The 20,746-nt window shown below is 65.2% G+C and carries 20 protein-coding genes; 7 read left to right on the plus strand and 13 right to left on the minus strand.

Annotated elements, in window-relative coordinates; genetic code table 11:
• Nucleotides 1-26 precede the first annotated feature (26 nt).
• On the plus strand, nt 27-527 hold the full coding sequence (locus C446_RS01575) for a small multi-drug export protein (RefSeq protein ID WP_006671295.1): 501 nt from the start codon (nt 27-29) through the stop codon (nt 525-527).
• 54 nt (nt 528-581) lie between these two features.
• Entirely contained in the window at nt 582-1,547 is a 966-nt protein-coding gene (locus C446_RS01580; RefSeq protein ID WP_006671296.1) for a biotin--[acetyl-CoA-carboxylase] ligase, read from the plus strand.
• Nucleotides 1,548-1,553: 6 nt separating this feature from the next.
• Here C446_RS01580 and C446_RS01585 read toward each other — a convergent pair whose 3' ends face one another.
• Nucleotides 1,554-2,027 (minus strand): universal stress protein, encoded by a 474-nt coding sequence (locus tag C446_RS01585; protein WP_006671297.1) that lies wholly within the window; start codon nt 2,025-2,027, stop codon nt 1,554-1,556.
• Nucleotides 2,028-2,167: 140 nt separating this feature from the next.
• Here C446_RS01585 and C446_RS01590 point away from each other — a divergent pair, with 140 nt between their 5' ends.
• A complete protein-coding gene (locus tag C446_RS01590) occupies nt 2,168-2,800 on the plus strand; it encodes a winged helix-turn-helix transcriptional regulator (RefSeq protein WP_083861037.1) in 633 nt (210 codons plus the stop codon).
• A gap of 157 nt (nt 2,801-2,957) precedes the next feature.
• Here the strand turns inward: C446_RS01590 and C446_RS01595 are convergent, their stop codons facing one another.
• On the minus strand, nt 2,958-3,980 hold the full coding sequence (locus C446_RS01595; RefSeq protein WP_006671299.1) for an amidohydrolase family protein: 1,023 nt from the start codon (nt 3,978-3,980) through the stop codon (nt 2,958-2,960).
• A gap of 48 nt (nt 3,981-4,028) precedes the next feature.
• Entirely contained in the window at nt 4,029-5,267 is a 1,239-nt protein-coding gene (locus tag C446_RS01600; RefSeq protein ID WP_006671300.1) for an HD domain-containing protein, read from the minus strand.
• 393 nt (nt 5,268-5,660) lie between these two features.
• On the opposite strand from C446_RS01600, the gene C446_RS01605 reads away from it, so the two are divergent.
• Complete coding sequence (locus C446_RS01605) at nt 5,661-5,909, plus strand: hypothetical protein (protein ID WP_006671301.1); 249 nt, start codon at nt 5,661-5,663, stop codon at nt 5,907-5,909.
• Between the two features lie 48 nt (nt 5,910-5,957).
• On the opposite strand, the gene C446_RS01610 is transcribed toward C446_RS01605, so the two are convergent.
• From C446_RS01610 to C446_RS01635, 6 genes are all read right to left on the minus strand, one after another.
• A complete protein-coding gene (locus C446_RS01610) occupies nt 5,958-7,127 on the minus strand; it encodes a Gfo/Idh/MocA family protein (protein WP_006671302.1) in 1,170 nt (389 codons plus the stop codon).
• A 60-nt stretch (nt 7,128-7,187) separates the two neighbouring features.
• Entirely contained in the window at nt 7,188-8,156 is a 969-nt protein-coding gene (locus tag C446_RS01615) for a sugar phosphate isomerase/epimerase family protein (protein WP_006671303.1), read from the minus strand.
• 749 nt (nt 8,157-8,905) lie between these two features.
• The gene (locus tag C446_RS01620) at nt 8,906-9,907 is read right to left on the minus strand and encodes a carbohydrate kinase family protein (RefSeq protein ID WP_006671304.1); all 1,002 of its coding nucleotides are present in this window, start codon (nt 9,905-9,907) and stop codon (nt 8,906-8,908) included.
• A gap of 39 nt (nt 9,908-9,946) precedes the next feature.
• Nucleotides 9,947-10,564, minus strand: a complete 618-nt coding sequence (locus C446_RS01625) for a nitroreductase family protein (protein ID WP_049919965.1) — start codon at nt 10,562-10,564, stop codon at nt 9,947-9,949.
• 197 nt (nt 10,565-10,761) lie between these two features.
• A complete protein-coding gene (locus tag C446_RS01630; RefSeq protein WP_006671306.1) occupies nt 10,762-11,832 on the minus strand; it encodes a methionine synthase in 1,071 nt (356 codons plus the stop codon).
• On the minus strand, nt 11,829-12,836 hold the full coding sequence (locus C446_RS01635) for a hypothetical protein (RefSeq protein WP_006671307.1): 1,008 nt from the start codon (nt 12,834-12,836) through the stop codon (nt 11,829-11,831). Before C446_RS01635 ends, C446_RS01630 begins: the two co-directional genes overlap by 4 nt.
• A 182-nt stretch (nt 12,837-13,018) precedes the next feature.
• Here C446_RS01635 and C446_RS01640 point away from each other — a divergent pair, with 182 nt between their 5' ends.
• Entirely contained in the window at nt 13,019-14,572 is a 1,554-nt protein-coding gene (locus C446_RS01640) for a replication factor C large subunit (protein ID WP_006671308.1), read from the plus strand.
• Between the two features lie 153 nt (nt 14,573-14,725).
• Entirely contained in the window at nt 14,726-14,983 is a 258-nt protein-coding gene (locus C446_RS01645; RefSeq protein WP_006671309.1) for a hypothetical protein, read from the plus strand.
• Nucleotides 14,984-15,040: 57 nt separating this feature from the next.
• Here the strand turns inward: C446_RS01645 and C446_RS01650 are convergent, their stop codons facing one another.
• Entirely contained in the window at nt 15,041-16,249 is a 1,209-nt protein-coding gene (locus tag C446_RS01650; RefSeq protein WP_006671310.1) for an aminotransferase class I/II-fold pyridoxal phosphate-dependent enzyme, read from the minus strand.
• A gap of 422 nt (nt 16,250-16,671) precedes the next feature.
• Here C446_RS01650 and C446_RS01660 point away from each other — a divergent pair, with 422 nt between their 5' ends.
• The gene (locus tag C446_RS01660) at nt 16,672-17,679 is read left to right on the plus strand and encodes a hypothetical protein (RefSeq protein WP_006671312.1); all 1,008 of its coding nucleotides are present in this window, start codon (nt 16,672-16,674) and stop codon (nt 17,677-17,679) included.
• Between the two features lie 280 nt (nt 17,680-17,959).
• Here C446_RS01660 and C446_RS01665 read toward each other — a convergent pair whose 3' ends face one another.
• The 3 genes from C446_RS01665 to sucC all read right to left on the minus strand — a co-directional run bounded on the left by C446_RS01665 (nt 17,960) and on the right by sucC (nt 20,586).
• Nucleotides 17,960-18,397, minus strand: a complete 438-nt coding sequence (locus C446_RS01665) for a universal stress protein (protein ID WP_006671313.1) — start codon at nt 18,395-18,397, stop codon at nt 17,960-17,962.
• A 168-nt stretch (nt 18,398-18,565) separates the two neighbouring features.
• Nucleotides 18,566-19,438, minus strand: a complete 873-nt coding sequence (gene sucD / locus C446_RS01670) for a succinate--CoA ligase subunit alpha (RefSeq protein WP_006671314.1) — start codon at nt 19,436-19,438, stop codon at nt 18,566-18,568.
• Nucleotides 19,435-20,586, minus strand: a complete 1,152-nt coding sequence (gene sucC, locus C446_RS01675; RefSeq protein WP_006671315.1) for an ADP-forming succinate--CoA ligase subunit beta — start codon at nt 20,584-20,586, stop codon at nt 19,435-19,437. Before sucC ends, sucD begins: the two co-directional genes overlap by 4 nt.
• Between the last annotated feature and the right edge of the window lie 160 nt (nt 20,587-20,746).

The following is a 20,746-nucleotide window of genomic DNA, read 5'->3' on the forward strand; positions in this document are numbered from 1 at the left end:
TCCGCCGGACGGCGGAGGGCTCCTCCATGACGCTCTTGCCAGCACTCGTCGACGTCGGAACGACACTCGAGAGCGCGACCGGGTTCGGACGTTACCTGCTTGTCTTCGTGCTCGCGATGATCCCGGCAGTCGAACCGTTCATCGTGATCCCAGTCGCGATCGGGCTCGGTCTCGATCCGATTCTCACGGGTCTCGCAGCGTTTGCCGGCAGTACGGCGGCAGTCGCGTCGATCGTCGTCGCTCACCAGCGCATCACCGCGTGGTGGCGACGACGGGCCGGCTCCGATCCGACCGACTCCAGCGACCGCTACAGTCGAGCCCGCCGCGTCTGGGAGCGATACGGGCTTGCCGGCCTCGCGTTGGCGGGCCCGATTCTCGCGGGAATCCACCTGACGGCCCTGCTGGCCGCGATCGCCGGGTCGAACGGCCGTGTCACGCTCGCGTGGCTTACCGTCGGGCTGGCGGCCTGGACGGTCGCGCTCGTCGGTGCGACCGTCGGTGGGCTGTCGCTGCTCGGCGTTGCGTAGGCTCTCGATATCACTGTAATCAGGTTGAAGTACGAGCGCACCCCTCGAGCGCGTATGAACGAGACGCGACGGGCGATCCTCGAGGCGCTTTCCGACGGGCCGGTTTCGGGACCGGAACTCGCCGACTCACTCGAGGTCTCGCGGGCAGCGGTCTGGAAACACGTCGAGGAGCTCCGCAAAGCCGGTTTCGACGTCGAGAGTGAGCCGACAGGGTACCGACTCGAGGAAGTTTCGGCCTACAGCGGCCCGGCCGTCGAGTTCGGTCTCGAGGCCCCCTTCGAAATCGAGTACCACGACGCGATCGGGAGTACCAACGACCGCGCCCGCGAACTCGCAGGCGAGGGTGTTGCCGACGTCGTCGTCCTCGCGGACGAACAGACCGGTGGCCGGGGCCGCCTCGACCGCGAGTGGGCCGCACCGTCCGGCGGCGTCTGGGCGAGCGTCGTCACCCGGCCGGCCGTCGCGCCGCTGCGGGCACCGTTGTTTACGCTCGCTGCGGCGGTCGCGACGGCTCGAGCGGCCCGCGAGGCGGGCGTCGACGCGGGGATCAAGTGGCCGAACGACGTGGTCGTGCCGGGGGGCGGCGAGGACAGCAACGGACCCGAGTACCACAAACTCGCCGGTATCCTCACCGAGATGGAAGGCGAGACGGACCGCGTCGAGTGGCTGGTCGTCGGCATCGGGGTCAACGCGAACGTCGACCGCGGCTCGTTGCCCGACGGAGCGACCAGCATCCGCGACGAAGCAGGTGACGTCGACCGCAGGCGGTTCGTCCAGCGGCTCCTAGAGGAGTTCGAGTCGCTCCGAACGGACCTCGAGTCGGTCGTTCCGGCCTGGTCCGACCTCGCGTTGACGCTCGGCCAGCGCGTCCGTGTCGACCGACCGAGCGGCGAGGTCGTCGGTGAGGCAGTCGACGTAACCGACTCGGGAGCCCTCCTCGTCGAACCCGACGAAGGCAGCGAGGGGAGCGACCACGTCACCGTCGCTGCGGGCGACTGTGAACACTTGCGGCCGGTTTGAGACGAGCTACTCGGCGGCCAGTTGTCGTTCGGCCGCGTCGTCTCTCTCCGGCGGATCGACGTGGACGGTCAGGACGGGAACCGGGGCGTTCCGTACGACCCGTTCCGTGACGCTGCCCAGGAGGAGGCGATCGATCCCGCCTCGGCCATGAGTGCCCATGACGATCAGATCACAGTCGCCAGCGACAGCCTGGTCGACGATGATCCGACTCGGTGCGCCCTCGAGTACTTCCGTCTCGACTGTGACGTCGTCGGGCGCGACCTCTCGAGCGCGCTGTACCGCCGCTCGCCCCTCGTCCCGAAGCGCGTCGCTGATCCCTTCCCAGGCGGTTTCCATCGGCAGGCCGCCGTAGCTGGCGGCGTTGACGACGTAGAGTACCCGGGCCGTGGCGTCGTGGGCCCGTGCGAGGTCGAACCCGTACTCGAGGGCGCGCTCGACCTCCGAAGAACCGTCCGTCGGGACGAGGATACGGTCGTACATCGTGTCGTATGGTAACGTACATACCCCGACGGTAATAACGTTATCGTGGTCCCATCCGTTCGACGAGCGGGAACCGAACGAGATTATTTTCAATCGATCCGTCCCCAAACTCTAATTACAGCTACTTTTACACATAGTGCATGGGCAGTCCGAATTCCGGACGGGCAGTGTCGGGGACCGGTGACGATACCGGTGTCACCGACGATGACAACGAAGAGACGGGAGCCGAGACGGAAACGACAGCGACATCGGGCGGGGACCCAGACACGGACGCAAAACCCCACTCGATACAACGGGAGATTCTCGAACAAGCACTGGGTGAGTACGATTTCCAGATCTTCAAGGCGCTAAACGAGGACGGTCGCGTCTCGGACACGGAACTCGCCGAACGGATCGATCTCTCCCGGTCCGCGCTCCGTCGCCGTCGCGAGAACCTCCTCGAGCGGGACATCATCGACGTCCACGCGGTGTTAGTCCTGCAGGAACTCGACATGGCGTACGCGGATGCGCTGGTGACCCTCGACTCGAGTGCCTCGTCCGACGAACGCGCGAACCTGATCTCGAAACTGATCGACGAAGAACTCATCTACTCGCTCGACTCCTGTCTCGGCGAGTACGATCTGTACGTTCGGCTCTGGCACCGGTCGCTGGGTGATGTCAAGAGCTACACCTGGGAACTGTTCGAGGGCGAGGAGATCGTCGACTCGTACCAGATCGTCCCAATGGTCCACACGTGGAAAGCGTGGGACAAGGAACTCGATCGACCCGAGTGACGCGGACGAAACAAAAAGAGAGACAGAACCGCGAACACGGCCCGAATACGGTTTACTGTGGTCAATTATCGCCGATCGCCGGAGCGGGGTCGGCAATCGGCGGTACATAGTTACGACAATCCGTATAAGAGGCCACGGCTCGAGCCGTGACCGGGCCTCACGGAGAGAGGACGACCTCCCGAACGTCGTCGACGCCGGCCCGACGAACGACCGCGCGAACGGGCTCGCGGGCCCCGGCCAGGTTCGGCGTGTCGCCGTCGAGCACCAGCAGCCGGGCTTTCCGTCCCGGTTCGATCAGGCCGTACTCGAGGTCGGCGATCTCCGCACCGTTGATCGTCGCCGTCCGGAGGATCTCGGTCGCCGAGAGCTCCGAGAGCTTCGCGAGAAACTCCATCTCGCGGAACATCGACGGCGAGTTGAGCATCACGTTGTCCGTCCCGAGCGCGAGTTTCGTCCGCTCGTGGAGGTCCTCGACCGGCGGGACGCCCACGTCGGTCACGAGGTTCGACCGCGGGCAGACCGCGATCGGAACGTCCTGGTCGGCAACCCGCTCGAGGTGTGCGGGCTCGGGGTGAACCATGTGGACGAGGAAATCGGGTTCGAGTTCCAAGGCCGGGTCGATGTCCGTCGCATCGACCTCACCGGCGTGAATCCCGAACGGTTTCCCGGCATCACGGGTCGCTGCCCGTTCGCGGCCGAACTCGTCGTCGTTCGCGCCGCTGGCTCCGAACCCGTCGCCCTCCTGCATCGCTTCGACCGAGCCACGAGCGAACGCGAGCGCATCGACATCGACCCCGGTTGCGGCGTCTCGAAGCGCGTGCACCCCCGCGACGTCGCCCTCGCGGAAGTCCAGGCAGGCCGCAGTGCCGCTTTCCTGCATGAATCGCAGCGACGTCCGCATGGCGTCGACGAGCTCCTCGTGTGAGGCGTTCCGCAGCAGCCGGTGTTTCAGCCCGTCCGGCGGCGCGACCAGCTCCTCGAGCGAGAGTCCACCGCCGGCCTCCTTGGCGATCGAGTCGCCGATGTGGGTGTGTGCGTTAATAAAGGCCGGTAGCACGATGTTCGAACTGTCGACGGCAGCCGATTCGACCGCGTCGATCCGCCCCTCGTCGTCGATCACGACTCGTCCTTCGATGGGCTCGAACTCCCGCCCTCGAAGGATCGTCCCCGTGAGTTCCATACCGGACGTTCGGGCTTGTTCCCTTCAACGCCACCGGTTCGGAACAGCTCAGTCGACGAACTGATCCAGCGTCGTCTCGAGGCCGTCGCCGTTCCGGACCTCGCTGACCAGCGCCCCGTCGATATCCAGGCCCAGAACCTCGACGGCGACACGCCCGACGCGGTCCCGAAGCTCCGCCGGCGAATAAACGCCGAGTCGCCACTGTGAGTACTGGGCGGCCCGCAGGGCCTCGACCAGCGGCGACTGCTGCTCGAGCCGTCGAATCTCGCCGCTGACCATCACACGCGAGGACGTCTCCTTCATCGACGGACGGCTCGGAACGTCGAGGATCACGTGTTCGTCGTCGACGCTCGCCCGCTGGGCGATTTCCCGTTCGAACTCCCGGATCGTCTCGTGGTCGGCCTCGATGATCCCGCCCGGAACGGCGTCGATTTCGGCCCAGACGGCCCGCTTGAACAGGTCGCGTTCGTCGAGTCGGCGCGAGAACTCGCCGGTCGCGTCACACGAGCGCAGCGCCACGAGCAGGTCGGCGTCGTCCATCCGCTGGAGGGCGGCAGCGTCGATGTCGGTCTCGGGGGCGTCGAGCAGCCGTTCGGCCGCCCGGCGCAACATCGCCTTGCTGATGCGGGCGACGCTGTGACTGTAGACGGTCGGGTTCATCAGCGCGCGGGCGACCAGCAAACTCTCGGCAGCCTGCACGTTCCCCTCCTCGAGGACGAGCTCCCCGTCGACGAAAGCGAGTTCCCGCAGGATTCGGCCGGGATCGATCGTCCCGTAGGGGACGCCGGTGTGGTGGGCGTCCCGCACCAGGTAGTCCATCCGGTCGACGTCGAGTTCGCCGGAGACCAGCTGGCCGAACCGTCCCTCGCCGGCGACCAGATCCGCGACGGTCTCGGGTTCGAGGTCGTGCTCCCTGAGGACTGCGCCGACCTCGCCGTCGGCGAGCAGGTCGTGGACGTCGTCGTGGTACCGACCCGTGCGCCGGTAGGTCAGCGACTCGAGGTTGTGACTGAACGGACCGTGGCCGACATCGTGGAGCATGGCCGCGGCCTGGACGCGCTCGGCACGCTTTCCCTCGACATCGAGTTGCTCGAGGGCTTCACAGGCGAGATGGTAGACGCCGATGCTGTGTTCGAACCGAGTGTGGTTCGCCGAGGGGTAGACGAGCGAGACGGTTCCGAGCTGGCGAATGCGTCGGAGCCGCTGGAGCGCCGGCGTATCGAGAAGAGCGCGGGCGACGCCGTCGACCTGGATGTGGTCGTGGACGCTGTCCTTGATGACCTTCATTACCGGGGTTTTGGCCGGTTCGTACAAAAAACGTCGGAGGCTCGAGGTGTGGTTCGCTCACGTCTCTCACGTCGGAACGGTACTGCTTTCAGGGGCGATTTCGAACCGCTGATATGGACGTTCCGGGACCGCCGCTCATGACGATCGCACTGTTTGTCATCGTCGTCCTCTGTCTGATCGCGCTGCTGTACATCTCGACACAGTGGGACGCCTAGTACGGGCTGCTGTCCGATGTCCCGGTACAACCGTCGTCCGGTTGCGGTTGTACCGAACGTGGCCGACAGGAAACCGTATACCGGCAGACGACCGTGACGAGTTTGCGGTCGACAAAAGCCGCCGTCACCTGACGCGGTACTGTTTATTCATCCGGCCGTCGTTGTGCGACGATAGCCCATGACAGAGCTGACGATTCCGCCAGACGCCGACGACCAGCGGGCTGCCAAACTCGTCCGTGACCACCTCGAGATCGGTGACGCAGTCGAAGTGCGAGAGATGGACCGAACCGGAAGCGACGACCCCGAAACGACCGGCGAGGTGACGGGGTTCGAGGCCGGCTACCTCGAGTTAGACGGCAATCCTCCTACGGAAGGAAGTCCGCGGTACGACGAGATTCACACCGTCTCGCGGTTGGACACCCAGTAGGGCGGCGAACTCGGCCGACGGCCGGAAAGAAGGCGACGCGAGTGGTGGCTACTCGAGGGCGACCCACTCGCCGCGGTCGTCGCTGTCCTGGATCGCGGCGAGGAGCCGCTGGACGGCGAGGCCGTCCTCGAAACTCGGTTCGAACGCTGTCCCCTCGGACACGGCCGAGAGGAACTCGTAGTTCTCGTGGACGAACGTATGCTCCCACCCCAGGACGTGACCCGGCGGCCACCAGTGATCCACGTAGGGATCGTCCGCGTCGGTCACCAGAATCGTCTCGTAGCCACGGTCGCCCTCACGATGGATCTCGAGTTCGTTCAGCCGCTCGAGCGAGAACCGGAGGCTGCCCTTCGAGCCGTGAATCTCGATCGTATGGTCGTTCTTGTGGCCCGTGGCGTACCGCGAGGCCTCGAGCGTACCGATCGCGCCGTTTGCGAACTCGAGTTGGGCGGCGTAGGCGTCGTCGACGGTGACGGGGCGGGTTTCGACGGCATCGCCATCCCCACCGGACTCCCCCGGCGTCTCCTCGCTCCCTTCGACGGGCCGTTCGTCGACGAACGTCTGTAAGTGACCACTGAGCCGTTCGATGTCACCCGCGAGGTCGTCGTCGCCCACGAGAAACCGGACCAGGTCGACCGTATGTGCGCCCAGGTCGCCGAGCACGCCCGATCCGGCCAACTCCTCGTCGAGCCGCCACGACCACGGTGCGTCGGGATCGACCAGCCAGTCCTGCAGGTAGCGACCGCGGACGTGGCGGATCTCGCCGAGTTCGCCGTCCTCGAGCAGCCCCTTCGCGTACTGGATCGCGGGGACGAACCGGTAGTTGAAGGCCGTGCCCGCGGGCACGTCGTCGCCGGCTTCGCGGGCCGCCTCTGCCATCCGCTCGGCGTCTGCGAGAGTAGGCGCGAGCGGCTTCTCACAGAAGACGGGGGTGCCCGCCTCGAGCGCGGCGATCGACGGTTCGGGGTGGACGTGGTTCGGACCGAGGTTGTAGAAGACGTCGATGTCGTCGACGACGGCTTCCCAGTCGGTCGCGGTCGATTCGAAGCCGAACCGGTCGGCGGCGTCGGCGAGGGCGTCCTCGTCGCGGCCGACCAGTACGGTGCGTTCGATCTCCGGCGCGTCCGGGAAGAACATCGGCAGCCGTGCCATCGCGTTCGCGTGTGCCTTGCCCATGAATCGATACCCCAGCACGCCGACCTCGAGTGTGTCAGTCATACGTTGTCGGTTACGAGTGGCGTCGGTAGTAGTTGTCTTCGCTGTGCTTGCGAGGGGTCGTTACTCCGCCCAGTAGGCGTCGCCGGGTTGAGTCCGGAAGACGGCCCGCCCGAGCAGTTCGACGGCCTTCTCGAGACCTTCTCGGCCGCTGGTCAGGGAGTCCTCGTGTTCGATACTCAAGGTGCCGTCGTAGCCGACCATCCGCAGCGTCGAGACGAGGTCTTTCCAGTGGGACTCGTCGTGGCCGTAGCCGACAGAGCGGAACAGCCACGAGCGGTTGAGTTCGTCGTCGTAGGCGGTCGTATCGAGGACGCCCTTCTCGCGGGCCTGTTCCTCGTAGACTTTCGTGTCCTTGGCGTGGAAGTGGTGGATGGCGTCGCGCTCGCCGAGAAAACGGATCGCGTCGGTGATCGAGACTCCCTGCCAGTACAGATGCGAGGGATCGAAGTTCGTGCCGACGCGGTCGTTCGTCTCTTGGCGGAGCCGTGCCATCCCGTGGGGCTCGTAGACGAGCATGTTGGGGTGCATCTCGATGGCGAGATCGACCTCGTGGTCGTCGGCGAACGCCGCCAGGTCCGACCAGTAGTCGACGGCCACGTCCCACTGGTACTCGTGGGCCTCGGCGTGTTCCGGTGGCCAGGGCGCGGTGATCCAGTTGGGAACCTCGTCGTCCGGACTGCCCGCAGGCAGGCCGGAGAAACAGGTAACGACGCCGACGTCGATCTGGTCGGCCAGGCGGATCGCCTCCCGCAGTTCCGTGTCGGCCTCCTCGGCCCGCTCCTCGTCGGGATGCAGGGGGTTGTTGTGCGTCGCGAGCGCACTGATGTGTATCCCGTGCTCGTCGAGGACCGCCTCGAGTTCGGCCTGGGCGTCCTCGTCGTCCAGGTACTCCCGCCGAGGAAGGTGGTCCTCGCCGGGGTGGCCCCCGACACCGGGTTCGATCGCGTCGACCCCGATGTCCGCGAGGTACGCGAGCGCACCCTCGAGCGATTCGTCGGCCAGCGGCGGCGTGTGGACACCGATATCCATACACGTGGCTACTGCGTCGGTTGATAAATTATTTACTGTTTTCTGAGTGAATTATTTAGATAGCGATATCGCTGGGCGTGCCAGCTGACCCGGGTGGCCGGCCGTCGGCGGTCGGCTCCGTCGAGGGTATCCGTCGGCGAGATGCGAACGGATCGGCCGCCACGAGTCGAGTTCGGCCTCCGGTTCCGAGTCGGCGGTCACGCGATCCGTCGCGGACGACGACTCACCGCGGCGGCGCTCGGTGCCGTCGGAACCAGTGCGATCGTGCTGCGTGGCTATCTCGTTCCCTACACGCCGCGGGTCCCACCCCATCTCGCGGCGAGGCCGCCGGCCGACCCGTTCGACCATGGCGGGTCCGGCTCGGCCGCTACCGGATCGTTGTCCGACTCGAGGCGCGGAGCCGACGGTATCGCGGACGACGGTCCGGGCGGGGACGAGAGTCTCGCCGCACTCCTCGAGTGTGGCGTGGTCGTCGCTGACGGTGACGAAATCCGTCTGACCGAGCAGTTCCGGGCCGACTGGCGACTCGAACGGCGGGCGCTACGGAGTCGAAGCGTCGACGCCCTCGCACGCGTGGCCGACGAGCGAACACCGCCGTTCGTCGAGGCCAAGTCGAGGCGTACCTGGAGGCGGCCGGTCGTCGTCCTCGAGAGCACACGCGACGCCGCGGGCCCGCCGACGACGCTCCAGCGCGGAGTCGCCGTCGCCGAACTCGCTGCTGACCGTGCTCTCGAGTCCCGGCTCGACTCTTATCGCTCGTCGTGTGGGTTCCCGTTCGCGTTCGCGTTCACGTCTCCGTCGCCCATCGACACGACGCTCTCGCGGTCCGGAAGTGCGGCCATCGCACCCACGGCCGTCGTCGCGGCCGCCCCAACCGCGTTGGCGAACGCGAGCGTTTTCCTCAGGTCTCGTCCCTCGCGTAGCCCCAGGATCGTCCCCGCGACGAACGCGTCCCCCGCGCCGGTCGTGTCGACGATGTCGGGGTCGTAGCCGGGATGGCTCGCGGTTCCATCGGCGGTGACGGCGATCGCACCGTCGCTGCCCCGAGTGACGAAGACGGCGTCGGGTCCAGCAGCCCTCGCCTCGCGGGCAAGGGCCGTCACCGACTCGCCCTCGAACCCGAGCGCCTCGAGTTCGTCGTCGGTCGCTTTCAGCACGTCGACGTGTGCGAGCGCGTCTCCGAGGACGCTACGGAAGGTCTCGTCGCCCGGCCACAGCTCCGGCCGGCGGTTCGGATCGAACGACACCGTACAGCCCGCCTCCGACGCACGCTCGAGCAGGTCCAGCGTCGCCTCGTGGGAGCGACCACTCGAGAGCGCGACGCCGCCCGCGTGGACCCACTCACACGCTGCCAGCGTCGCGTCGTCGACCCGGCCGGGCTCGAGGCGGGTGTCGGCCATTCCGTCGCGGTAGAACGAGAACTCGCGGTCGCCGTCCTCGTCGTGGGTGACGAACGCAAGGCTCGTCTTCGCGTCCGAGTCGAGTTCGACGAACCGGCCGACGACACCGTACTCCGCGAGCGCGTCACGGAGGTAGCGGCCGAACGGGTCGTCGCCGACTCGGGTCCAGAACAGCGGCGGCTCCTCGAGTCGGGCGAGTGCGACGGCGACGTTCGCCGGTGCGCCGCCCGGCCGGCGGTCGAACCCCTCGACGCTCGAGAGCGGGCCGGACGCTGCGGGGAGGAAGTCGATCAGCGTTTCGCCGGCGACCAGCACTTCTGGATCGCGGTTCCGACTCCGAGACCGATCCATGGATGGTCGGTTTCGGCGCGACCGACAAGGCGGCTGTGGTTACTCGAAGCCGCCGCGGTGAACGATTTCCTCGAGCGGCTTGCGATCGCTCGGCTGTTCGCGCTCCGCTAGGTCGTCGGGCAGCGTCTCCGGCGGGGCCCGCTCCCCGATCGCGACCATCGCCTGGACCTCGAACGCCGCGGGAACGTCCAGCTCGTCGGCCGCACGCTCGTAGTCGAGGCCAGCCATCGCGTGGACCGCGAGGCCGCGGCGTGCCCCCTCGAGAGCGAGGTTCTGCCAGGCCGCGCCAGTGTCGAACGCGTTGGTCGGGGCTGGTTCGCCGTTGTGGTCGAACGTCGTTTTCGAGACGATCACGGCGAGGGCGGCCGCGTCGCTGGCCCACGCCTGGTTCATCTCGTTGAGGAGCCCGACGAACGTCTCCCACTCCTCGTCCTCGCGGTCGGCAACGAGGAACCGCCAGTGCTGGTTGTTGAACGCGGACGGAGCCCAGCGGGCGGCCTCGAACAGAGGCATGTACTCCGCTTCGGGAAGCGGTTCGCCAGTCATCGCGCGTGGGGACCACCGGTTGACGAAAATCGGGTCGACATCGTGTTCGGGTTCGCGGTGCTCGGCGACTTCCTCGCGGAAGTCTCGTCGGCTCGAGACGTTCTCTTGCATCATCGGGTCGTTAGTTCGGGGCGGTTATGTATGCTTTTAGACAATACTGTTACCTAATAACGGTCGTGTCATCGCCTCGTGTTGTCGTCTGACACCGCTTCTGGTGGTGTAGTAGCGACACCGATGATCGGGAACAGGGAGAAAGCGACCGGCCGAGACGCGACTGGATGCCCGACGGATCGACTCGAGTTCGCTCGTCAGTCGTCTGCCGGTGCTGGCGCACCGCGTTCGATGTCGATGTTACCCTCGTCGAGGTCTTGCTCGACGTTGCGGGCAGCCTCGACCATGTTCGCCATCTTGCCGTAGGCGACCTCTCGCGGGAGGAGTTTCACGCCACAGTCCGGCGAGACGACCAGCTGTTCGGGCGGGACGACCTCGAGGCCCTTCTTGATGTTGTCCTCGATCTGTTCGACGGACTCGACCTCGGCGACGTGGGCGTCCGTGACGCCAAGCGCCAAATCCTTCGTGAACTCGGGGTCCTTGAAGACGTCGAGCTGCTCGTAGTCACCGTTTGCCAGCTCGAGGTCGAACTCGTCGACCGGGAACTCGAGAATCTCGGGGTAGATACGGGAGTAGTCGCCGTAACAGACGTGAAGTCCGATCCGCACTTCGTCGGGGATGTCGGCGACGATGCGCTCGAGACACTCGCCGACGATCGCGTGGTCGTCGGGTGTCGTAGCGAGTGCCGGTTCGTCGATCTGGATGTACCGTGCACCGGCCTCGACGAGTTTCTCGATTTCCTCGTTGACGAGGTCGGCGAGGTCGTAGGCGAGCTGTTCGTCGTCCGCGTAGGCTTCGTTGAACGACCAGTTGGCGAGGGTGTACGGACCCGTAATGGGCACCTTGACCGGACGGTCGCTGGCGGCCGCGGTGAACTCGTACTCGTCGACGAGCCAGCTCTCGTCGTACTCGACCTCGCTGACGACGGACGGTTTGTCGAAGTAGTTGTGTCCCCAGACCTTGACGGGGCCGTTGAACTCGTAGCCCTCGATGCGGTGGGCGAAGAACTCGACCATCTCGTTGCGCCGCATCTCGCCGTCGACGACGACGTCGAGGCCGGCGCGTTCGTGCTCGTCGGTGATGAGACGAGCGGCGTCGTCTTTGGCCTCCTGCCAGTCGTCTTCGTCGAACTCGTGGTCCGGGTCCTGGTAGAGCTCCTTTGCGCGGTTGAGCCACTTGGGCTTCGGGTAGGAGCCGACGACGGTCGTCAGCAGGAAGCTGTCGTTCGGATGGGTCTCGGGTCGGAACTGGTCTTTGTTGCGGCTCATGCTGCTTTCACCTCCGCGAGGTCCGCGGCCTCGGCAAGGACGGCGAGTTTCTCCTCGAACTTGCCGGCGGGCAGATAGAACGTCTCCGTGTTGGTCGTCAGATAGACAGTCTCGAACTCCGTCACCGGAATCTGGTCGTAGACCCAGTCGACGCGGTCACGGATCGCCTCGGGGTCCTCGACCAGCGTGTTCTGACCGTCCGCGAGACCGAGCGAGACGGCATCGGTCGCACCGTACTCCTGGAGGTTGTAGACGTTCTCGTCCTGGTTCGCGACGAAGTCGAAGCCGACAGCATCGATATCGGCGTCGAGCAGGTGTGCGTAGACCTTCTCCTCGAGTGAGCCCCAGTAGGGCTGGACGACCACGTCGGCGTCCGTCGCGTTCGCGACCGTATCGATCGCCTCGCTTGCGCGTTCGTCCTGCCCGTCGCCGGGAGCGGACTCGACGAGCGACGGCTCGAGCAAGAACAGCGTCTCGTGGTCGGGGAACGCGTCGACTTCACCCGCCAGGAAGTCGGCGGTTGCGGCGAGGAAGTCGGCCTCGTCGCCGTAGTGGTCGTCGGTCGCGAGGTCGGCAAGCGAGTACGGGCCGGGTAGCACGGCCTGCAGGTCGTCGCTGTCGTCGGTTAGTTCGGCAGCCGTCTCGAGTTCGCTGGCTACGTCTCCCGAAAACTCGAGGTCGCCCTGGACGACGGGTTCACGATAGAAGTTGTTGTTGTCGTAGTAGCGGACGATACCGCGGGTTTCGACGGCGTCGTGGACTGCAAGCGGGTGTGCCAGCATGTCGTCCCAGCGCAGTTGACCCTCGACGATCCGGTCGAGACCAGCCTCCTCCTGGACGCCGATCACTTCCTCACGGGCCTCGGTGTAAGCTGCGGTGATCTCTTCGCTTTCGTCGCCGCTGATGAGATCGCCCTTCTGGTGGCCTTTCAGGTCCGAGAGGTCGTCTTTCGCCCAGTCCGGGAGCGGAAACAGTCCCGGTGTCGTCGAAACGTAGTCAGTCATCGTAGAGCGGAGTAGGCTATACCGACGCTTAATATTTTCCATCGACTTTAATACCTCTTGGTAATATTTTTTCTCGAGCGACGGGGCGTCTGCGGACGGTTCCCCTCGGCAGAATCGAAAGAGGGTCGACGCCGCGTGGCGCTCCGGAACCACTAAACGCCGCACATCCCAACAACGTAGCAATGAGCGACTGGACCGAGAAGTACCGTCCGACGACCCTGTCGGAGGTACGCGGGAACAACAAGGCCCGCGACCAGCTGAAAGAGTGGGCCGAGACGTGGGACGACCACCGTGACGCGGTGATCGTCCACGGCAGCCCCGGCGTGGGGAAGACCTCCGCCGCCCACGCGCTGGCAAACGACATGGGCTGGCCGATGATGGAACTCAACGCCAGTGACAACCGCCAGGCCGACGTGATCGAACGCATCGCCGGCGAAGCCTCGAAGACCGGTACCCTCACGGCCGGCGGCTCGGGCCGTCGACTGGTCATCTTAGACGAGGCCGATAACTTCCACGGCAACGCCGACTACGGCGGTTCGCGGGAGGTAACCCGCGTCGTCAAGAACGCCACCCAGCCGGTCGTCCTCGTGGCCAACGAGTTCTACGATATGAGCCAGTCGCTTCGTAACGCCTGCGAGACGATCGAGTTCCGGGACGTTTCGAAACGATCGATCGTCCCAGTGTTGCGAGACATCTGTCGCAAGGAGGGAGTGGAGTTCGAGGACGACGCCCTCGAGAAGATTGCCGAGGACACGAGCGGGGACCTGCGTTCGGCGGTCAACGACCTGCAGGCGGTCGCCGAGGAAGCCGAGCGACTCACCGTCGAGGACGTAGTTACGGGTCAGCGCGACACCACCGAAGGGATCTTCGACTTCCTGGATACGCTGATCAAGGAGGAGGACGCCCAGGGGGCGCTGCAGGCCTCCTACGACGTCGACGAGAACCCCGACGAGATGTTGAACTGGATCGAGGACAACGTCCCGAAAGACTACGAGGGCGACGAGTTGGCCGACGCCTACGAGTTCCTCTCGAACGCCGACCGCTGGCTCGGTCGGGTGCGCTCGACGCAGAACTACTCGTTCTGGCGGTACGCGACCGACAACATGACCGCGGGAGTTGCCGCGTCGCGTTGCGAGCCGAAAGGCGGCTGGACGCGGTACGGCCCGCCGAGCTACTGGTCGAAACTCGGGCGGACGAAAGGTACCAGAAACACCCGCGACGCCATCGCGGAGCGTATCGCCGAACGCGAGGGGACGAGCGTGGCGACGGCCCGACTGGAGATACTTCCGTTCCTCTCGGCGATGACCCATCACTGCAAGAACCGCGAACTCACCGTCCAGATGGCGGCGATCTACGACCTCGACGAGGCCGAGGTGTCGTTCGTCACCGGCAGCGGCAAAACCACCAACAAGGTCCAGTCGATCGTCGAGGACGCCGAACAGCGGCGGACCGAAGCGACCGTCGAACACTCCGGGAACGCCTTTTTCGACGCCGGAGAGGGTGACGATGGCCCACAGGATAGCCAAGACAGCGAGGCCGAGGCTGTAACTGAGTCCGAAAGTGGCTCCCGGTCGTCCGACGGATCGGACGACACGAACGGCCAGGCGACGTTAGCCGCCTCGAGCGCAAGCGATGGGGAGTCCGGCCCGGCTGCCGACTCCGACGGCGAGACGGGGAGTGCGGACGCCAACTCGGAGCCGGACGACGATCAGTCCGGACTGAACGACTTCCTCTGAGACGGACTGCTGTGACTATTCACCGCGATCGCCAGGACCGGGTCTACGATCACCCGTCACCGACGACAGTAAACCGTACAGGACCTCGAGCGATCGTTTCGCCGGATTGATAGACGATACGCTTACGTCCATCACCATCGTTACCTGGTAGCGATGAACAGGCAACTGATCGATCGACGGCGATGTCCCCTCTGTACTGAGCGATACGACTGCCGATCGGAGCTTCGGGTTCACCTCGAGGTCCAACACCGAAAATCCGAGATCGTATCGCGGCTGCTGGATCACGAACTCGAATCCGACTTCGAGGGTGGAAACGAACGCGAAAGCGAAAGCGAAAACGACTCCGAACGGGCACGCCGGCGCGACGAGTCGGTGACCGTCGACGGGGACCCAGCACCGACCTCCGTGTGACCGGCTTCGTATCCGACTACCCGCCCGCGAGTGCAAGCGACGGGGAACGTGGGCCGGTCACAGCAGTCCGATCTCTTCGCCGGCTGCCTGTAGCGACTCGAGACAGTCGACCACGTCGTCGGATTCGTGGGTCGCCATCGGCGTCACGCGAAGCCGCCACTCCTCGTCCGAAGCGAACGGCGGAGCAACTGCCGGTGCGACGATTCCACGCTCGCGGAGTCCGTCGGCCAGCGCGACGGCGTCCGACTCGTCGCCGACGCGAACGGTGAGAATCTGTGATTCGCCGAGGACATCTAGACCCATCGTCCGGAGCCCGTCCTGGAGGTGAGCGACGTTCTCCCAGATGCGCTCGCGGGCGTCGCCGTGTCGGGCGCGGTGTAGCGCCTCGCTCGCGGCTGCGGCAGCCGTCGGGGCAAGCCCGACTGAAGCGTCGAACAGTCGTAACTCCTGGAGCAGACAGTCGACGAGTGCGTCGCTTCCCGCGACGTAGCCGCCCTGGCTGGCCAGTGCCGTCCCGAGCGATCCGAACTGGACGTGGATGTGCTCCTCGAGCCCTTCGGCCTGGACGACCCCGCCACCGCCCGCGTAGAGCCCGGTGGCGTGGGTTTCGTCGACTGCGACCCAGGCACCGAACTCCGCGGCGCTTGTACAGATCGCTGCCAGCGGAGCCACGGTGCCGTCGACGTCGAAGACCGTGTTCGTCGCGACGAGCCAGGACTCGGTCGCAGTTCCCTCGGCTGCCCGAGCCTCGAGTGCCGAGCGGAGACTCTCGGAATCGCAGTGGTCGTATGTAACGAGTTCGGCGTCGGCCAGCCGGCAGCCGTCGACGACAGACGGGTGTGTCGCCTCGTCGACGAAGACGACGTCCGGCTCGAGGGTGGTGAGTACGCCGGCAGCAGCGGCATACCGGGATGGAAAGGCGAGCGCGCGGTCGGTTCCTTCGGTTTCCGCGAGCTGTCGCTCGAGGTCGTGGTGAAGCAGCGTATCGCCCGTTCGAAGTCGGCTCGCGCCGGCCCCGGTGCCGACGGCCGCGGCGGCCTGTCGGACCGCGTTCTGGACCCGCTGGTCGTCAGTCAGTCCCAGATAGTTGTCCGAGCCAAACACCAGCAGTTCCTCGGATTCGAGCACCGGGAGATTACCACCGGACGCCGAGGCGAAATAACCACGCTCGGCTACCCGATCGACGGGTGATAGCTGCCCCCTCCGTTTGCTTTCCTCGACGGCCGCTCGACCCTCGAGGTCGAACCCGCGGTCACGGTCTGCCATTCGCGTGAACGGAAATCACGGGGTCGTTTTACTCTCACGGTTCCGGTCGAGAGTGTGTATCGGACACACACCCGCGTGCCGATCGTCGCTTCATCGTATCGACGGATTCCGGAGGGTACGGATGGTCAGTTCGAATCCGGCCTCCCCTCTCCTGTGTCTCCAGGACGATCGAAACGACAGCCGACGGCCAGAAGTGTGAGACACGACACCGACCGAGTTCGGACGGCCACGAGCCGCTCGTTTCGTCCCGTCGTGTTGTCGATTTCGAGAAAACTCGTTTAATCTGGACGTATGTCCACCACTTGCCGCCGGCACTCGCGTGATCGGCCGACACGCTAATGTAGATCTCCTCTTGCACGTCCTCCGTGCAAAAATTCCAAAAGTTAAATAGCTGTGAAAATGTAGTTGTACGAAATCGACTTATGACCGACAGTACGCTCGACGACGATACGGGGGAGCCCGGTGGCGCGGGCGGCGGTGGACTCGAGTTCTCCTCGAGTGCAGACGACCTGTTCGGCGGGATTGCGACTGACGCCGTCGGGGAGCCGTCGATCGACGATCGTTCCGGGGGACAGACGGACGAGCGAACCGATGGGGACGTGGACGGGAACGGGGACGAAAACGGGAACGGGAACGGGAACGGGATCGAGGATCGAACTGCAGCCTCCGTCTTCGGCGAACTCAAAAGCACCGTCGGCAACGACGCCGACGAACTGCTCGAGGACGAGACACCGGACGACATCATCGAAACCGCCGACGAACCGGAACCGGAACCCGAACCGGAGCCGGACGCCGACCTCGACGAGGACATCCTCGCCGACGAGGGCGAACTCGAGGATCTGCTGCTGACGGGCCGAACGAAAGACCAGGAGTTCCTCTGGGTCGATCCGGACAGCGATGGTGAGCACGCCGAACAGAAGGCGGAGGCTCGTGACGACGAACGTGACGGGTCTTCGACGGCCACAGAACCCGACATCGACTGGGCGGCCAACGTCGATATCGAGATCGGGACTGAGACGGAGTCGGAGTCGGTGTCTGAACCCGAACCTGAACCCGAAACCGAACCGGAGCTCGACGAAACGCACGCCGACACCGACGGTCAGTCCTCGAGCGACGGCGAGACGGCCGATGCCAGCAGTTCCGAGACGGAGCAGTCGGCACCGGAACGGGACGGTCAGGACAACGAGGAAAGAGTAGCCGACCGCAACGCGGACGACGGAGCGGCGTCGGACGGTCTCGACGAGTCCCGCTCGGCGTTCCGGACCACGTCCGATTCAACTCCCGAGACGGACGCCGAGGATTCGGCTTCCGCGGACGACCCCACGGCGTCGACCACGGCTTACGGAGCAGCAACCGACACCGAAACCAGCAGTTCGGACGACGAAACGCCAGGGTTCTTCAGTCGACTGCTCTCGAAACTGCCGTTTTAGCGCCCTGGTGTCCCACCACCTGTCCGATCTCGCGTGTTACTCCGACCGTTGCACGCTGTCAGACACGACGAGATCGTCCGGGATCGAGTGAGATCGGACCGATCGTACTCGAGGAAAGCGGCCGCCGTCGCCAACCGCGCTCGAGTCTCGCAAGCGCGTCCGAGAACTAACAGGACGACCCGAAGCGACATCCAGTCACTCGTAGGAGTGCTGTACCGATATACAGGCACAACCGCTATGGGGTCGCGGTCGTACCGGAACCGACGGACAGTAACCCGTCTCAGTCATCGACGTTGACCGTCACGACCGGCACCGGCGACGCACGAACGACCCGTTCGGCGACGCTCCCGATCAGCTCCCGGGACGTCCCCGTTCGCCCCGAGGTCGCCATGACGACGAGGTCGATATCGTTCTCCTCGACGTACGCGAGGATCTCTTCGTGAGGAATACCTCTCGAGACCGCCGTTTCGACCTCGAGTCCCTCGGTCGACCCGCGGGTGGCGACCGATTCGACGGCTCGTTCGCCCGCGTCGAACAGGGAGCCGTAGACTTCCTCTTCGGTGTCGCCGTCGAGATCGTTGCCAAACGCCGGCGAGGACTCGACGACGTACTGAGTGTGCAACGTCGCGTCGTACGTACTGGCGAGATCGATCGCGTGCTCGAGGGCGGCTTCCGAGCGGTCGGAACCGTCGGTCGGCGCAAAGACCCTATCGTACATATCTCCCCATTCGAAGAATCGACTTGAAGCGTTTACGGCCCTGCTCGAGGGTTGGAGTCCAGGGTCGGATTCGAGGTCGATGGGGAGACAGGAGCCGAAAACGAACGCGCTCGAGGACTCGAGCGATCGGTGTGAAACGAACGCAGACCGAAACCGTTCCGCAGGCCCTTAGGCCAGGAACTCTTCGATGTGGTCGGCGACCTCTTCGGGAGTGTCGCCGACGGGAACACCGGCGTCGTTCAGGGCCGAAATCTTGCTCTCTGCGGTGCCGGTCCCGGAGCCGGAGACGATCGCGCCGGCGTGGCCCATCCGCTTGCCCGGCGGCGCGGTACGGCCCGCGATGAAGCCGGCGACGGGCGTGTCGACGTGTTCGTCGATGTAGGCGGCCGCCTGTTCCTCGTCCTCGCCGCCGATCTCGCCGCACATGACGATCGCGTCGGTGTCGTCGTCGTCCTCGAACAGCTCGAGGGCGTCGATGAAGCTCGTCCCGATGATCGGGTCGCCGCCGATGCCGATGGCGGTCGTCTGTCCGATACCACGGTTCGTGAGGTTATCGACGACCTGGTAGGTCAAGGTTCCCGAGCGGGAGACGAGGCCGACGTTCCCCTCGGCAAAAATGTTTCCTGGGAGGATGCCGAGTTTGGCCTCGCCGGGCGTGATGAGACCGGGGCAGTTGGGGCCGACGAGTCGGGTGTCGGTCTCAGAGAGGCGCTTGTTGACTTTGGCCATGTCCTGGGTCGGAATGCCCTCCGTGATGGCGACGGCCAGATCGAGGTCGCTGTCGAGCGCCTCGAAGACCGCGTCGCCGGCGAACGCCGGCGGGACGAAGATGACCGACGTGTCGGCGTTTTCTTCGTCGACAGCTTCGTGGACCGTGTCGTAGACCGGGACGCCAGCGGCCTCCTGACCGCCCTTGCCCGGGACCGCACCGGCAACGACGTTGGTCCCGTACTCCATCATCTGTTCGGCGTGGAACTTGCCTTCCCCGCCGGTGATGCCCTGTACCACCACGCGCGTGTCGTCGTCGACTAGAACGCTCATTGTTCGTTCACCTCGTCAGCGTACTCGACGGAACGCTGAACCGCGTCCTCGAGGGTCTGTTCGACCGTCACGAGGTCTTCGTTCAGAATCTCCATGCCTTCCTCCCAGTTCGTGCCGGCGAGCCGGACGACGACCGGCTTCGGAATCTCGTCGAACTGCCCGAGCGCCTCGTTGATCCCGCGGGCGACCTCGTCGCCACGGGTGATGCCGCCGAAGATGTTGAAGACGACCGAGTCGACGTTGTCGTCCGAGAAGACCATATCGAGCGCGTTCGCGATGCGCTGGGCTTTCGCGCCACCGCCGACGTCCAGGAAGTTGGCGGGTTCGCCGCCGTAGTGATCGACGAGGTCCAGCGTCGTCATCACCAGTCCAGCGCCGTTGCCGATGATGCCGACGTTGCCCGAGAGACGGACGTAGTCGAAGTCGTACTCGTCGGCCTTCTGCTCGAGTTCGTCACCGCCCGCCGCCTCCTCTTCCATCTCGGCGAGTTCGGGCTGGCGGAACAACGCATCCTCGTCGACGTTCATCACGGCGTCGGCCGCGATGACCTCGTCGTCCTCGGTGATCATCAGCGGGTTGATCTCGACGTCGGAGCCGTCGCGGCTCTCCCAGAGATCGTACAGCGTTTTCAGGATACTCGAGACGTCACGGGCGACCGACTTGTCGACGCCCGCATCGTAGACGGCCTTGCGGGCCTGGTAGGGATGCATGCCGAAGGACGGATCGATGTGCTCGCGTGCGATCGCGTCGGGGTCCTCCTCGGCGACTTCCTCGATGTTGACGCCGCCCTTGGTCGAGACCATCGCCACGGGCTTGCCCTCGCCGCGGTCCATCGTGATCCCGACGTAGAGTTCGTTCGCGAAGTCGACGGCCTCCTCGACGAGGACCTGCTCGACGTGGTAGCCCTTGAGGTCCATCCCCAGAATCGAGTCGGCTGCCTCTCGGGCCTCGTCGGCATCCTCGACGAGTTCGATGCCGCCGGCCTTGCCGCGACCGCCAACGTGTACCTGCGCCTTGACTGCGACTGGATACCCGATCTCGTCTGCCGCGGAGACGACCCCGTCGACATCGGAGGCGAGTTGTGATGCCGGCGTCGGGATGCCGGCGTCGGCGAAGACCTCCTTCGCCTGATATTCGTGTAGTCTCATATCCATTCGAACCGCCGTTCCGGCCTTGCTTAAATCCTGCCAGTTTCCGCTCGCCACGGAGTACCACTCGGCCTGCTCCGTTGCGAGGTCATCTAATCCTCCTCTCAGGCGTTCACTCCACTGTTCTTCGTGAGACTTGTAGGGAATTGGACGCCGTCTT

The organism is Halobiforma nitratireducens JCM 10879 (genome assembly GCF_000337895.1).
Classification (GTDB): domain Archaea; phylum Halobacteriota; class Halobacteria; order Halobacteriales; family Natrialbaceae; genus Natronobacterium; species Natronobacterium nitratireducens.

Excerpts from the sequence above, each read along its gene's own strand:
- C446_RS01575 (WP_006671295.1), top strand. The coding sequence starts at position 27 with ATGACGCTCTTGCCAGCACTCGTCGACGTCGGAACGACACTCGAGAGC.
- C446_RS01580 (WP_006671296.1), top strand. The coding sequence starts at position 582 with ATGAACGAGACGCGACGGGCGATCCTCGAGGCGCTTTCCGACGGGCCG.
- C446_RS01585 (WP_006671297.1), bottom strand. The coding sequence starts at position 2,027 with ATGTACGACCGTATCCTCGTCCCGACGGACGGTTCTTCGGAGGTCGAG.
- C446_RS01590 (WP_083861037.1), top strand. The coding sequence starts at position 2,168 with ATGGGCAGTCCGAATTCCGGACGGGCAGTGTCGGGGACCGGTGACGAT.
- C446_RS01595 (WP_006671299.1), bottom strand. The coding sequence starts at position 3,980 with ATGGAACTCACGGGGACGATCCTTCGAGGGCGGGAGTTCGAGCCCATC.
- C446_RS01600 (WP_006671300.1), bottom strand. The coding sequence starts at position 5,267 with ATGAAGGTCATCAAGGACAGCGTCCACGACCACATCCAGGTCGACGGC.
- C446_RS01605 (WP_006671301.1), top strand. The coding sequence starts at position 5,661 with ATGACAGAGCTGACGATTCCGCCAGACGCCGACGACCAGCGGGCTGCC.
- C446_RS01610 (WP_006671302.1), bottom strand. The coding sequence starts at position 7,127 with ATGACTGACACACTCGAGGTCGGCGTGCTGGGGTATCGATTCATGGGC.
- C446_RS01615 (WP_006671303.1), bottom strand. The coding sequence starts at position 8,156 with ATGGATATCGGTGTCCACACGCCGCCGCTGGCCGACGAATCGCTCGAG.
- C446_RS01620 (WP_006671304.1), bottom strand. The coding sequence starts at position 9,907 with ATGGATCGGTCTCGGAGTCGGAACCGCGATCCAGAAGTGCTGGTCGCC.
- C446_RS01625 (WP_049919965.1), bottom strand. The coding sequence starts at position 10,564 with ATGCAAGAGAACGTCTCGAGCCGACGAGACTTCCGCGAGGAAGTCGCC.
- C446_RS01630 (WP_006671306.1), bottom strand. The coding sequence starts at position 11,832 with ATGAGCCGCAACAAAGACCAGTTCCGACCCGAGACCCATCCGAACGAC.
- C446_RS01635 (WP_006671307.1), bottom strand. The coding sequence starts at position 12,836 with ATGACTGACTACGTTTCGACGACACCGGGACTGTTTCCGCTCCCGGAC.
- C446_RS01640 (WP_006671308.1), top strand. The coding sequence starts at position 13,019 with ATGAGCGACTGGACCGAGAAGTACCGTCCGACGACCCTGTCGGAGGTA.
- C446_RS01645 (WP_006671309.1), top strand. The coding sequence starts at position 14,726 with ATGAACAGGCAACTGATCGATCGACGGCGATGTCCCCTCTGTACTGAG.
- C446_RS01650 (WP_006671310.1), bottom strand. The coding sequence starts at position 16,249 with ATGGCAGACCGTGACCGCGGGTTCGACCTCGAGGGTCGAGCGGCCGTC.
- C446_RS01660 (WP_006671312.1), top strand. The coding sequence starts at position 16,672 with ATGACCGACAGTACGCTCGACGACGATACGGGGGAGCCCGGTGGCGCG.
- C446_RS01665 (WP_006671313.1), bottom strand. The coding sequence starts at position 18,397 with ATGTACGATAGGGTCTTTGCGCCGACCGACGGTTCCGACCGCTCGGAA.
- sucD (WP_006671314.1), bottom strand. The coding sequence starts at position 19,438 with ATGAGCGTTCTAGTCGACGACGACACGCGCGTGGTGGTACAGGGCATC.
- sucC (WP_006671315.1), bottom strand. The coding sequence starts at position 20,586 with ATGAGACTACACGAATATCAGGCGAAGGAGGTCTTCGCCGACGCCGGC.